11 protein-coding genes and 1 other annotated feature are annotated in these 14,074 nt (G+C 35.2%); all 11 genes read right to left on the reverse strand.

The features are described 5' to 3' along the window. Positions 1–35: 35 nt before the first annotated feature. Positions 36–707, reverse strand: a complete 672-nt coding sequence (locus tag CN946_RS12155) for a GNAT family acetyltransferase (RefSeq protein WP_098861353.1) — start codon at positions 705–707, stop codon at positions 36–38. A gap of 15 nt (positions 708–722) precedes the next feature. Next, positions 723–1,394 carry a GNAT family N-acetyltransferase gene (locus tag CN946_RS12160; protein WP_098861354.1) on the reverse strand — a complete coding sequence of 224 codons (672 nt, stop codon included), beginning with the start codon at positions 1,392–1,394 and terminating at the stop codon, positions 723–725. Between the two features lie 34 nt (positions 1,395–1,428). Next, positions 1,429–2,283 carry a carbon-nitrogen hydrolase family protein gene (locus CN946_RS12165; protein WP_098861355.1) on the reverse strand — a complete coding sequence of 285 codons (855 nt, stop codon included), beginning with the start codon at positions 2,281–2,283 and terminating at the stop codon, positions 1,429–1,431. Positions 2,284–2,396: 113 nt separating this feature from the next. Then, complete coding sequence (rpiA, locus tag CN946_RS12170) at positions 2,397–3,071, reverse strand: ribose-5-phosphate isomerase RpiA (protein ID WP_098861356.1); 675 nt, start codon at positions 3,069–3,071, stop codon at positions 2,397–2,399. A 462-nt stretch (positions 3,072–3,533) separates the two neighbouring features. Beyond that, positions 3,534–4,883 carry an FAD-binding oxidoreductase gene (locus CN946_RS12180; protein WP_098861358.1) on the reverse strand — a complete coding sequence of 450 codons (1,350 nt, stop codon included), beginning with the start codon at positions 4,881–4,883 and terminating at the stop codon, positions 3,534–3,536. 99 nt (positions 4,884–4,982) lie between these two features. Then, positions 4,983–6,314 carry a cytochrome P450 gene (locus tag CN946_RS12185; protein WP_098861359.1) on the reverse strand — a complete coding sequence of 444 codons (1,332 nt, stop codon included), beginning with the start codon at positions 6,312–6,314 and terminating at the stop codon, positions 4,983–4,985. 308 nt (positions 6,315–6,622) lie between these two features. Further along, complete coding sequence (locus CN946_RS12190) at positions 6,623–8,410, reverse strand: helix-turn-helix transcriptional regulator (protein ID WP_098861360.1); 1,788 nt, start codon at positions 8,408–8,410, stop codon at positions 6,623–6,625. Positions 8,411–8,505: 95 nt separating this feature from the next. Beyond that, positions 8,506–9,084, reverse strand: a complete 579-nt coding sequence (locus tag CN946_RS12195) for a sensor domain-containing protein (RefSeq protein WP_098861361.1) — start codon at positions 9,082–9,084, stop codon at positions 8,506–8,508. 197 nt (positions 9,085–9,281) lie between these two features. Beyond that, a complete protein-coding gene (locus CN946_RS12200; RefSeq protein ID WP_098861362.1) occupies positions 9,282–10,622 on the reverse strand; it encodes an erythromycin esterase family protein in 1,341 nt (446 codons plus the stop codon). Positions 10,623–11,086: 464 nt separating this feature from the next. Then, a complete protein-coding gene (gene asnA, locus CN946_RS12205; RefSeq protein WP_098428078.1) occupies positions 11,087–12,070 on the reverse strand; it encodes an aspartate--ammonia ligase in 984 nt (327 codons plus the stop codon). 70 nt (positions 12,071–12,140) lie between these two features. Further along, positions 12,141–12,400 (reverse strand) — a binding site (T-box leader). Between the two features lie 801 nt (positions 12,401–13,201). Continuing rightward, positions 13,202–13,402 (reverse strand): cold-shock protein, encoded by a 201-nt coding sequence (locus tag CN946_RS12215; protein WP_098861363.1) that lies wholly within the window; start codon positions 13,400–13,402, stop codon positions 13,202–13,204. Positions 13,403–14,074 lie beyond the last annotated feature (672 nt).

Here is a 14,074-nt window from a genome sequence, read left to right on the forward strand (position 1 = left end):
CTTAGACTTTATCGAAAAGCTTTTTTTATGTTCACTTAAAAGTAGACTAATGCGACTTTTTCTTTCTCTTCTAAGTTTTCAATCATTGAATACCAAGACTCTGGTTTATTTGATAACACTGTATAATAACGCTTTAGAAACTTTACGATCAAGTCTGTTTGAAGCTCAGTCATCTCCCCATCCATTGGAAGGAAACAAAGATCTAGACCTGTTACTGCTTCAGCGTCATTGTTCCATGATGGATGAATATATTCAAAATTCAGACGTTTATAACCTAGGTGAGCTAATACTTCTCGACGAACATATGGATTCATTGGTTTTACACCGCCAAAGTCATGGTGTTCTACTCGATATGGATCGTAAATTTCAGCAAACATACCTGATAATTTTTTATTATTTTCAGTTGCTAATGTCTGTAAATCTACTAATCTATTTTGTGCCAAATATGGGCCGATTCCCAAACCAGCTTGGCCAATTATTGTAAAGTCAGTCATGGCAACATTAAAATCGTCATAATAGCGGTATTCTGTAGCTCCTACTACTCTATCTTCATGGACAGCAACAAAAACACGAATTCCTGGATCCTCCAAAGGCTCTTTCCAAAGATCGAATTCTAATACTTCTTCTGGAGGAAATACATCTTGCATTAATTGATGCATTTGTTTAAATAATGGGTCATTGATATTTGTAATTCTTTTAAATTCCATTTTCTTTCTCTCCCTTTAATTAGAATGTTTAAATGGATTTTTCCATTCCATTAGAGTCCCATAATTGCATGATTCTTCATCCTCTAAATAATTAGCCACTACTTTAACCGGGGTACGACCACATCGAAGTAGAAAACTAATAACTGGATCCTTTAGCTCCCCTTTTATAACAGCATCTATGTATAGATCTGGTGACAAGTTATCTGCCTCTTTATGATATCCTGGCATCCTGCTTCCACCAAGCAATCTTTCTAAACCAAGATGTACAACAACATCATACATAGAAAACATTAACCATTTGCCTAAACCTAATTTTCGATAGGACGGTCTGACGCCAATATCAACGACATAAAGTGTATTTCCGTTTGGGTTGTGGTTACGAATATACCCATGATCAGTAACCTCTTCCCATGAATGGTCAGGATGACTAGGATCAAAATGAACAAGTAGACCTGTCATAGAACCCGCCATTTGACCATTTACTTCTATACATAACGCTCCCTCTGGAAAAAGAGTTACATGATTTTTAAGTTGCTCCTCATTCCACCATAGTTCTGATGGGAATGGTGGCGGAAAACTTTCTTGTTGAATACGGATTAAATCAGTAAAATCATTCTCATTATAATTACGGATTACCACTTGGACTGGTTTGTCCTGGTCGAAAACAAAAAATTCCTTTCGATACATGTGCTAAAACTCTCTTTTCTATTTAAGAATAAGTTTACCAATCTGGATAAAGGTCCGTACGTCTGTCGCGCCATGTTGTAACGGATCCTTTTTCCCGAACTTTGTATAATAAATCTAAATTAAGATCGGCTGTAACAATCATATCCTGATTCATTTCACCTTCTACCATAATTCCTTTTGGAGGAAATGGGATGTCGTTAGGAGTGATTACAACTGCTTGACCGAAATTTGCACGCATAAAATCAACAGTTGGAAGTGAACCAATCGTACCTGTATTTACAACATATACTTGATTTTCAATTGCTCTTGCATGACATGTATAACGAACTCGGTGGAATCCATGACGATCGTCTGTGCATGATGGACAGAAAATAACATCTGCTCCTTTAGCTTTTGCCATTCGAACGATTTCTGGGAATTCAATGTCATAGCAAGTCAACATTGCAACTGTTCCTTTATCTGTTTCAAAAACCTCTAGACCGTCACCTGCACTCATATTCCACTCATTTATCTCTGTTGGTGTAATATGCAGCTTCGCCTGCTCACCAATTCGGCCATCTGGATAGAACAAATGTGCAACATTATATAGTCGATCGCCTTTTTTAATAACATGCGTTCCTCCAATAATGTGCATATTATATTGTTTTGCCAGCTTTAAAAATAAAGAACGATATTGCTCAGTAAAGTTAGGTAAATCTTGAATCGTTAATGCCTCACCTTTTTCATTACCAATTGACATAAGCTGAGTTGTAAAAAATTCAGGAAAAATGATAAATTCCGCTTCAAATTCCTCTGCTGTCTTAATGTAATGCTCTACTTGTTTTTCAAACTCTTCAAAGGAGTTTATTGTGTGAAGATGATATTGAACGGCTGAAACCCTTAATTGCATATAATCTCCCTCTTCCCATTAACTCTTTATCTCTTACTATTATTATTGAATAAATAGAAGGAACGGGCAAGTATGTACTCTTCATTACATCTAGTAAATAACTTAACTTCGCACTATTTACTTAATATTTCAACATTTCCATTTTTATCTAGCGTGATCACTAAATCAGTCATTCCAACAAATAATCCGTTTTCTACCACTCCCGGAATTAAATTGAGCTCTCTTTCTATTATTTGAGTTTGAATATGATTAGGTATACTGCAATCAAAAATATAGTTTCCGTTATCCGTAATAAACGGAGTCGCTCCATTTAAACGAAGTTCCGGACTTAAACCGATTGCTTTAATATGTTTCATCGTCATTTCCATGCCAAATGGAATAACTTCTACTGGCAGTCGGAACTTCCCTAATCTCTCTACCATCTTAGTCGGATCAGCAACTACTATAAATGTTTTAGCTGCTTTCGCAATGATTTTCTCTCTTAATAGAGCGCCTCCCCCACCTTTAATTAGCTCAAAATTTGGATTAATCTCATCGGCACCATCAATTGCAATATCAATCTGCTCAATTTTACTAAAGTTTACGAGTTGGATACCCACCTCTTTAGCAAGCTTTTCAGTTTGTATAGAGGTTGGAATACCCTTTATATTCAGTCCTTCCTGAACTAATTGCCCAAGCTTTTTTATCGTATATAAAACTGTAGATCCCGTACCTAATCCAACAACCATGCCATCTTTTACAAATTCTGCTGCCTTTTCTCCTACAATTTGCTTATCATTCTCATTCATGTTTGCACCTTCTATTTTATTGTTCTATTTCTTAACTAGTATAAGTAAAAATCCAAATTTCATTTTTGGATAGGATGATCAATTTAATAGTACTGTATAAAAATAGTTTGAATAAAGAATTTCAACTGAGAAAAACTAAATGAAAAAATACTAAGTAAGGTGAAGACTAGATGGATGTTCCTAATTTTGTACTTAAGTTTTGCATCATTATAATGATTTTACCTGTTACTATAGTGTGTTTTTATTTTGGTTACTTAGATAAAAACTACCAAATTGTTATTTTCGGTTTTGCACTGCTATTATTTTCAATACTCGGTAATTACTTTGTCTTTACAAGAGGCAATAAAAGTAGTAAATCGGAGCAATAAGAACTTTTTTCTAGTAACTTCAGTTATGGAAAAACCGATCAATTTGGGAATTCAATCGATCGGTTTTTCACTACTATTTTTTGAATTTTTCACTTTAAAACCAACTAATAAAAGGAGGAATACTTTGGGGAAATTTAAATAGATTGAATGGGTCATATTCTCGTTTCACAACTCTAAGGCAATTTAAATTCCCACCATAGTATGCGGTTGGCCAATTTCTAATAAACCGATCAGGCCAATTTACGTAGTCACCAGTAGTGTATCTTGATAAGGCATTCCTTAACTCTTCGACCCATTGATTGTTTTTTCGTTCTTCTTCAGGTTTACTCCAATTAGCAAGATACTCTTGAGCGATAATGGCATCCCTGTAATAGTAGGCAGTTTCATCTGGCCTAATCCGCTTTACTGCTCCTCCAAGAGATTGGTGCCAAATGCTTGATTTTCCATTTGGTGTATTTTCTAGAAAACTTTTCATGATTAAGATTGCTCTCTTTGGAAAAGTTTTATTTAGAAAAGACCCTGACCTCTTTTTATAAGCTGGGACATTACCACTTGGATCATCAAAAAAATGAACAGCTTCTATATAAGGTACTTCCTTTACCATTACTTTTATGGGTGAACCAGTTTCTGTTAGTGGACGTAACAATTCGTTCAATTTTGTTACTGGGCCTACAAATTCCCCTTGCGCAATAATTTGATTTACTTCCCTAGATTTTAGTTCAATTTCTGAAGTTAGCTTGATATCCGTGTTAATTGCCCAATTTTGCCAAGCATCAAAAGCGTCTTCAAAGTCTTCCCACTCCCAAATAATCGAGAAGATCGAAACAGTTGAAATTGGGTGTACTTTAAATTTAAGCGACGTGACAATGCCAAAATTTCCGCCTCCACCGCCACAGCAAGCCCAAAAAAGATCACTATTCTTGTTCTTATTTGCTTTAATCAGTTTAGCTTTCCCATGCCCATTCGATGCAACTATTTCTACTTCAAGCAGATTATCACATGTAAGACCATACAAGCGCGACAGCATCCCGATACCTCCGCCAAGTGTAAGACCAACAAGGCCAACACTACTTTCAGTACCTGCTGGGATTGTCGTACCATTTTCCCATAGTATATTATATACTTTCCCTAAATCAGCCCCGGCTTGTATTTTTGCAGTCATGCTTTTGCAATCTACACTAACTGTATTAATCTCACTAACATCGATCACAAGACCACCATCTACGAGTGAAAAATTTTCATAGTTATGCCTGCCACTTCTTACTCTAAATGGCATATTATTTTCCTTCACCCAATTCAAAGCATTTAATACATCTCGTTTGTTTTGACAAAATACAATTATTTTAGGGAATTTTGGATTATTTAAAGTATTATTTGTTCTAGCCTGTTCATAATCCGCATCATTTGGTGTAACAATCCGTCCAGTAAGTTTTGTTCTTTCCAAAAAATATCCCCCCCTTCAAACATACTGTAAAGAGAATGCTATATTCTATGAAAAAACTCCCGAAAAGACACTTACCTAAGTGTGTACACTAAATCCGCTTCATTTTCTCTTTTTTACAATCATACGCAATCCATCTTTCGGACGAAGTGTGATAAGTGGTTCCGTCTCCACTTTATGATGATTAGGAGCTAGTTCAATCGTATAATGCTGAACGATCGTTGCTAATACTAAAGTAGCCTCCATAATTGCGAAATGATTTCCGATACAAACACGTGGCCCACCACCAAAAGGAAAATACGCATATTCAGGTACACTTTCAACCTTTCCATTCTTAAACCGCTCTGGAAGAAATTCTTCTGCATGTGAGAAATACTTTTCAGAACGCTGCATGATATAAGAACTCATCATGACTGTCTCACCTTTTTGAATTCTGTAATCCCCAATGCTAACATCTTCTATTGCTTTTCTACTAATAAGCCATGCAGGTGGATAAAGACGTATACTTTCCCAAATAGTTTGCTGAGTATAGATTAAATCTTTCATAGAATGAGAATCTGCTCGTCTTTTGCCAAGAACGCGATCTACTTCTTCATATAATAATTTAGCTTTTTCGGGATGCTGAGATAAAAGATATAAGCACCAAGATAATGCATTTGCATTCGTTTCATGACCTGCCAAGAAAATTGTCATTGCTTCATCCCTTAATTGTTGATTCGTCATGCCTTCATTAGACTCTTCATCCCTTGCTTGCATGAGTAGTCCTAGTAAATCGTCTTTTGTTTCTGAGCTATTTCTTTTTTCAATAATTTCATATAACACCTTATCAATTGCCTTAATAGCCTCCGATAAAGTTTTATTTTTAGGTGTATTCAGTTTGAGTGGAGCTTTTAAAACAGATCGAATTCGCTTCGTTGCAATATCCATAATAATGTCAAAATGCTTCCCAACACGATCATGTCCTTGACTCAGATCCATACTAAACATAGTTTTAGCAATAATAGCTAATGTAAGCTCCATCATATCTCTACTAACGAGACGCTCTTCACCATCCTTCCATGAACTAATAAACTCTTCAGTGAGCAATGTCATATCCTTTGCATAGGATTGGATATGCTGCTTCGTAAAAGATGGCTGAATCAAACGCCGCTGCCTCATATGTACTTCATCTTCACTCGTTAACAATCCCTCACCGAGCAAGGTTTTCATCTCTTGAAATGGTTTTGATTTATGGAAAGAATGCTGCTTAGTTACTAATACCTCTTTTATTAAATCAGGCTCCAATAGCAAGTTCATTTTACGATGAGCAAATCGAAATGAGACAATCTTATCATGATTTCTATAAAGTTCACTTAAAAAAAATATTGGATCTTTCCGAAACTCATTCAAATGCCCTAAAGGTGAATAAGAAGCCAGTCCTTTTACTTCAAGCATTAAAATCACTCCATTTCAGGAAATTTAATCATAGGATACTCTTATTGTATTAGGAAGTGGAGGAGGCTAATGCTTTTTATATTTTGATATACTTGTACTTAAATTTAGCAGACTAGTATTTTAAGATTTATTTTTAGAGCTAAAAAAGACTGCCTAATTTAGACAATATTTCAGTTATGATACGTTAAGATGAAAAAATTGGTACAAACCTTGAAAGGATTGAATCCTGTATTGTACAGGGCTCAATCCTCTTAATTTTGTCTTAAGTCGTGTTCCGCTTAGCTCTAAAGAAACAATAAACATTTTTCTCATTCAATTATTCCTATTTCTTGAGCCATCTGGACAGCTTCTTCCTTGTTACGCACTCCTAACTTTGTGTAAGCCGTGGAAGCATAATTTCTTACCGTTCCATTTGACAAATATAACCTTGAAGCTATCGTATTGTATCGTAGTCCCTTTGCTACTAGCTGCAATATTTCTATCTCTCTAGCTGTTAGCTCATAAGCAGTTGCTTTTGATTGTGGTGTCTCGTTTTGCGCATCTAACTTTTCAAATATTTTGTGAGACATTTCCTGATCTATCAGGGTCCCGCCTCTGTGTATAAGTCGGATCGCATTAGCTAGCTCCAACGTTTCAATAGATTTAAGTAAAAAACCATCCGCACCGCAACGAAGGGAGTCCAACGCCTGTTCCGTATCCTGAAACGTTGTAAAAATCAATACCCGGATATGTGGCCATTGTTGTTTAATCCTTTTGGTTGCTTCGACTCCATCCATGTGGTGCATATCTAAATCCATTAGTACAATATCGGGTTGAAGGCGCCCGCACATCTCGATGGCTTGATCGCCATCTTCAGCCAAATCGACTATATTTAAATCTTCATATCTTTCGAGTAGTGTCCTCAAACTTTCCCGAACAAACGGTTGATCGTCGACAATTAACAAACGAATAAGTCCATCTTTTATTTCAGTTTGTCGCGGTATAGTACAAGTAACAAGCATTCCTTCATCTGGTTTTGTATATACAGACAATTGACCTTGCAAATTCATTGCCCGCTCTTTCATCGCTCTAATACCGAAGCCTTCCTGCCATTCTACATTTCCCTTTCCATTATCTTGCACTTCTAACCTCGTAAATTGTTGTTCAAACTGCAATGAAACGATCATTTCATTCCCCTGACCATGACGTACTGCATTTGTAAGGGACTCCTGTAAGCAACGGATGAACGCTATTCTCGCTTGCCGGGACAGTTCGTATTCCTCTCCGAATGCTCGAAAGCTTACATTCACCCGAGCGTACTCTTGAAATTCAGCTCCAAGATTTTGTAAAGATTGAATTAAGGAAAGCGATTGACACGGAGAATCCATTTGATGTAGGTAACCTCTCACGTCCTCAATGCTTTTACGCCCCATTTCAAGCAGAGAATCTAACCTCTGTATACCCTTTTCGGTAACAAGCTCGGTACGTAACGTTTCCATCCCCAAAATAATGGATGTATAAGCGTGGCCAACCGTATCATGAAGCTCACTAGACAGCCTGCTTCGTTCCTCTGCAAGTGTAATGCGTTCGATCTGGGACATATATTGCTCAAGTACCGCGTTTTGTTTACAAATCGCTTCATTTTGCTTATGATTGACGATTAATAAATGAAAAGCGAACCCCATTACATAAGCGAATCCATAGTATGTAACCATAATCCAATAGCTATTACTTGGCGCAACCGCATAGAAAATACCAGTTATTATAAAAATTGTTGTTGGAGCTGTCCAATAATAGGACAAATACTTACTATTTGCTGCGATAAGAAACACCGATATAAGAAATGTGTTGTAAGCTTCTGGAAATAAAGAAGTTAAATAGATACATAGTCCGCCATATAGCAATATTTCTGTGAACAAGTAATATTTGTAATTGAACAGTAAGGCTACCCATGGAATAGAGAAGGCAACAACCTCCCAAGGAATTATAATCCAAAGTGATAATGTTAAACCATCCTGAAAATTTAATGTAGTTAGGATGATCGAGACACTAACAAGTAGACGGATTCCTAACATAATCCAATCATACCAAAACCAATACTTAACCATATTCAACAAGTCATTTACCCCCTAAGTAGCCTTCCTTCTTATTTCCTATATTATAGAATAATCTTTATCGCATTTTTATACTTTTAAGTTTAGACTGCAAACTTCTATCGATTTAGCTGCCGAATCATACTGCGTGTATAACCTCCAATTTTTTTTGCCAAACCATCTACTAATTTAATACTTATAGCGGTAGTCACTATACCCATAGACATTACAAGGAGTGACTTGGCAAAAGTATCGATCTGCATAAAAAAAATATTCATGTCGATGGATCGATACAGTAGTGGTGCCAATAGAAACATAAGTGGCATTACATATAAAATGACTGCACTAATGAGACTGAAAATTCCAATCACAAATTTCCGCATTAACCAAAAAACAGCAGACCAGGTGCGACGATTCGTAAGCCCTAATTTCACTTGAGCCCAGTCTGATGTATCCGTTGTTACACTTCTATTGTAAGAGTCTATCGAAATATCAGTGTAAATTTTCGTTTGTATGCGCTCGAATTGGATAAAGGCTGTGGTAGTCTGAAGTACACGTATAACTAGTGGAATCCCGACTACGGTAAATGAAAGGGTGAAACTCAATAGCAGGGCTACCAGGTAAAAACAAAAATAAAACAGTCCTGTAACGAAAGTTAGCAATAAAAAATAACCATTCTGGATGAATCTTAATTTCATAAGGCTCATCACTCCTCTCTGTTTAATACCAGCATCATACTGCTTTCTTTGTCAAACCTACTAGTGTAAAAATGTCATATGACATTTTTACACAACGCTAAAAAGTGAGTAGTAGCCTACTCTTGTTTAAAATAAGATAATTTCCACCACAAAACAATCCCGTTCTTGACTCTGCAAGAAGGGATTGTTTTGTACTCTTAATTAATATGAGATGGACTTGTTTTTCGGATATGAAAAATTATATCGAACTGCTCAAGCAATGAAGTATCATAATATACCGAAACGTTTGGAAGGAGTTGTCCCCCTATACTCAGTAATGGCCTCTTTTCTCTAACCCATTTCTTTGCTTGACCATTAAGGTGACGGTTATCCAACAAAAACAAATTATATGGGACTTTTCCAAGGATATAATTGAAACTATTCACATCTTGTGGAATAGCATCCGTTGCAATCTTACCTCCTGTGGAAGGATTATATTCGCTATATAAGGTGAATTTCCCCTCCGTAGTTGTACTACCAATTGAGACATAATTATTGTCTACACGTTCTTTCAAAAACTGTCCGGCAACGTTAGGGTATAATTTCTCATCGATAATACCTTTAGCTATGTGAATATTGTGTGCCCATACCATCGTTTTACCGCCAAATGTCTCTTGTGCCCACATTGCATGATCAGCCAAATATTGATCATGTAGCTTCACTATACTTGGATAATCATTAGGAAGCAGCATTGTTGTAAATTTCTCTATTGCATTTGCCGTCTCTTTCACCCAGATAAACTCGGATGAAACTCTCTCTGTGTTTGCTTGTTCATTTTCATCATTAAGCAATTGGACTACTTTCTCAGCATTTGCCTTATATTTTTCTTTTATTTCAGGAGCAAGCTGCATATATTCCTGTATACTTCCAGTGTAAGAAGAAAGCTCTTTATAGTTTTCTTCCACTTCTGCCCTTATATCTGGTCGATGCTGCTTTACATAATCAGTTACTTTATTAAAGACACTTTGGTCCATTGTTTTTAAGTCAAGCCCGATAAATTGAATCTTCTTTTTATTGGTTGGATCAGCATTATAATCTTTCATCCACTCAATCATGGCTATAATTTCATCAGTAGGATATAACAATTTTAAAAATTCCCTAGGATTTCCTTTTCCTGTTTGGATATATTCATTTAGCTTTAAGCCGTTTCCCCAATCTTCTTCCATTCCGAAATTCGTAAATCCCATCTCAGTAACTAAGTACTTCACAAGGCGAAACTTCATGGTGAAAATTTCAGAGCTTCCATGAGTATTCTCTCCTAATCCTACATATTGTGCGCTCCCAATCATGTTCTTAAGTGGTTTTAAATCGTCAAATGGTTTTGATGGTTCTATCGTTTTTAATTGCTTTGCCTGTGATTCTATTGAATTAACGATATTATTTTGGATTGGTTGAACTGAATTTTCGACTGCTACGGTTTGAGCTTTTCCTTCTCCACCAAATCCTGCGACTAATATAGCTGTACTAACCATTGCACAATACATCTTTTTCTTATTCATTTTCTCACCTCAATTGAATTATTTCAAAAGCAAGATTGATTCATGTACTTGCACGGATCAATCAATTGCCTTAATTCAATTGTTATTTATTTAATATCACATTTCCTAGTTACATATTGTCATAAGATTAATTGACACAGGTCATATGCTATTCATTACACTTTCGCAATTCGGTTTTATCTGTAATTTTTTGAATACTAACTCTAAGCTAACTCTATTTTTTCTTCCAATTAATACTTTCAATATTTGACTAAACTGCCATTCAGAGCAATAAAAAAAATCGAATTTACATTCGATTTTTCTTACAACTAATGCATGGTTTATTTTAGTTTTCCATTTTCATAAGTTCATCAAGAAAATGAATCATAGCCTTATGACGTATTCTGATTGTTTGACCTCTGAATTTTTATATTGCATTCTTCTTCATGATATAGACTCGTTTTTATTTAAAGGTCTTATTTTTCTTAAAACAAATGAATGTTTTCCTTCTTACATGCTTCTCTCATTTCATCTGGCCATACAGAAGATTGAACTTCACCAATATGCGCTTTACGTAAGAAAAACATGCACATTCTTGATTGCCCAATACCACCACCAAGTGTTAGTGGAAGCACTTCTTCTAAAATACCTTTATGAAAATCATACTCGCGTTTGAAATCTTCACCTGTCTTCGTTAATTGCTCATCAAGTGATCTACTATCAACACGAATACCCATTGATGATAATTCAAATGAAGTTTGCAATACTGGATGCCAGAATAAGATGTCTCCGTTTAATTTCCAATCGTCATAGTCAGCTGCACGTCCATCATGTTTTTCACCAGAACGAAGTACATCGCCAATTCCAATAATAAAAACTGCACCGTGCTCTTTTGCAATCGCATGCTCACGATCTTTCGGTGTTAATTCTGGGTATTTATCTTCTAATTCTTGGGCTGTAATAAATACGATATCTTCTGGTAAATACTTTCCAAGGTACGGATATTTTTCAAATAAATGATTTTCTAAATCTTTGAAGATTCCATAAATTGTTTGTACGGTTTCTTGTAAATAATCTACTGTACGCCATTCTTTTTGAATAATTTTTTCCCAATCCCATTGGTCAACGTAAATTGAATGAGTTGCGTCAAGTTCCTCATCACGGCGAATCGCGTTCATGTTTGTATATAAACCTTCACCAGCTTCATAACCATATTCATGCAGTGCAAATCGTTTCCATTTCGCTAGTGAGTGAACAATTTCTAACTCTTCTCCTGAATGTAACATATCAAATTCAATTGGACGTTCTACACCGTTTAAGTGATCGTTTAAACCCGATTTTTTCGTTACGAATAATGGTGCAGATACGCGGAACATTCCAAGACGTTTTGCTAATTGATCCTCAAAAAATGTTTTAACTTCCTTAATTGCGATTTGTGTCTCTCTTACTGTCATTAATGATTGATACATGCCTATTTCCTCCTAAAATGTTTGGATGTAGTAGAAAAAAGCCAACAAAAAAAGCCCTTCTTTCCCAAAAAACTGGGACGAAAGGCTTTGGTTCCGCGGTACCACCCAAATTAGCAACAGAGGTTGCTCACTTATTCAGTACGGAGATTAGAGAGATCTCGATACTGTTCTTCTTTAACGGCGAAGTTCACGGCTAAGTCTACTTTCCTCTAAAGGATTTCGGTTAGCGACTCCAGGAGGTTCTTCATAACAGGCTTCGTATCAGGCTCACACCACCCCTGACTCGCTTTGTCTACGTCCTACTACTACTCGTCCTTTCACAGTCGTTTTGTTGTCACATCTCTGAAACATTTTATTAATGATTATTTTATAGATAAAAATGAGAAAGTCAACATTTTTTTCAATTTTTATTTTATTCTAAACAAATAACCAAGAGTATGATATGTACTTAAACTGTTCACTTTTGCGTTTTTTTCAGTCAGTAATATAGCCGATGAACTGGTAGGTTTCATCATTTTTGTGAACTCTTGTTTCATGGGTGGCTCGAGCTTAACTAACGCAATTCATTAGTTGAACAACCTTTTTCTTATTTAAGTAAATGGCAGATTAGTTGCATAAGAATTATGGAATTTTATGGTAAAATTAGAGTGGTTTTATAATTAAATAATTTTAAGGAGATATAGTTTTGCTAAAAAATCATAAAATTTTTTCAATAATTGGTTTCTTTTTTTTACTTTTATACGGAGTGTATGTTACTAAAATATCAACAGTTAGTATTTTTAAATATTCACTAATTATCGGTATGTTTTTTTTAACTATTGATTTAGCGATTAATATATTTTTTTAAAAAAAGAAACAATAATTATGAAAAACTATACTATTCCTACTGATGCCGTTAGTATTACAGTCTCCATTGACACTGGGGCCCTCCCCAAACTTAAATACAAATTTACTAGTAAATTTGTACATTCATTTTATATGGGCTATAATACCTTAAACCATTTTCTTTATTTGAGATATCTTTTGTGAACACCCTTATTCGATATGAATAAGGGTTTTTTATATGCATTTCTTTAATTAGGGTATAAAAAAAGACAGACCTTATAAAAGATCTGTCTTTCTTTATATTTATTATGCTTTTTGAACGTTAGTCGCTTGAGGTCCACGTTGACCTGGCTCTACATTAAATGTAACAGCTTGGCCTTCATCTAATGATTTGAAACCATCAGTTTGAATAGCTGAGAAATGTACGAATACATCATCTCCATTTTCACGCTCGATGAATCCAAAACCTTTATCTGCATTAAACCATTTTACTTTACCATGTTCCATTTTTATTGCCTCCTTGTGTGGGTTACACACTTTGTAATTATATCATATTAACAATATATTTGTAGATAATCAAATGTTCAAACTACTTACACTCGTATAAGTTGAAGAGCCTTGAGCTGCTAATTGCAGTCTTTTTAATGTTTCTAACAGAAGGAATAATAAATTTTCATAACGAATTAAAGATAAAAAAGTAGAAATGGTTGTGTGATTGATGGAAGACTATAGAAATAACGATGACTAGAGATATATAATACGGGATTGAAGAATTAAATATCAAGCATCGCGTAAAAAGTATTAGCTTCCAAATTTTAAAGCCTATATCTCGAATAGATAGTGAAGGTGGGTTTACCTATCGTGTAAAGAAGGGGACTTTGAAGTTTGAAAGTGTTATCTATGCAAACATTCCTTATAGTTTTGAATGGGATGAATGGAGTGAATTTTACCGTTCAGCTGTGTTAGATAACTCTAATGTAATTGACAGAATACCTGTTAAAGCGAGAAAAAATAAAGATATAAACATATTTATTTAGGTATTGATAATGGTGTAGATTATAAAGAATTAAATATTGTTTGTTCTAATTATTACTTAACTTTAGACGATCAAGAATATATACTTCACGATGAATTTGATTGGTTATACGAGGAATAATCTTAAATTCAACTTTTTACTTG

Origin of the sequence: Bacillus sp. AFS053548 (assembly GCF_002575105.1) — a bacterium.
Taxonomy (GTDB): domain Bacteria; phylum Bacillota; class Bacilli; order Bacillales; family Bacillaceae_G; genus Gottfriedia.

Coding starts and splice junctions, on each gene's coding strand:
- CN946_RS12155 (WP_098861353.1), bottom strand. CDS start 707: ATGGAATTTAAAAGAATTACAAATATCAATGACCCATTATTTAAACAA.
- CN946_RS12160 (WP_098861354.1), bottom strand. CDS start 1,394: ATGTATCGAAAGGAATTTTTTGTTTTCGACCAGGACAAACCAGTCCAA.
- CN946_RS12165 (WP_098861355.1), bottom strand. CDS start 2,283: ATGCAATTAAGGGTTTCAGCCGTTCAATATCATCTTCACACAATAAAC.
- rpiA (WP_098861356.1), bottom strand. CDS start 3,071: ATGAATGAGAATGATAAGCAAATTGTAGGAGAAAAGGCAGCAGAATTT.
- CN946_RS12185 (WP_098861359.1), bottom strand. CDS start 6,314: ATGCTTGAAGTAAAAGGACTGGCTTCTTATTCACCTTTAGGGCATTTG.
- CN946_RS12195 (WP_098861361.1), bottom strand. CDS start 9,084: ATGAAATTAAGATTCATCCAGAATGGTTATTTTTTATTGCTAACTTTC.
- CN946_RS12200 (WP_098861362.1), bottom strand. CDS start 10,622: ATGAATAAGAAAAAGATGTATTGTGCAATGGTTAGTACAGCTATATTA.
- asnA (WP_098428078.1), bottom strand. CDS start 12,070: ATGTATCAATCATTAATGACAGTAAGAGAGACACAAATCGCAATTAAG.
- CN946_RS12215 (WP_098861363.1), bottom strand. CDS start 13,402: ATGGAACATGGTAAAGTAAAATGGTTTAATGCAGATAAAGGTTTTGGA.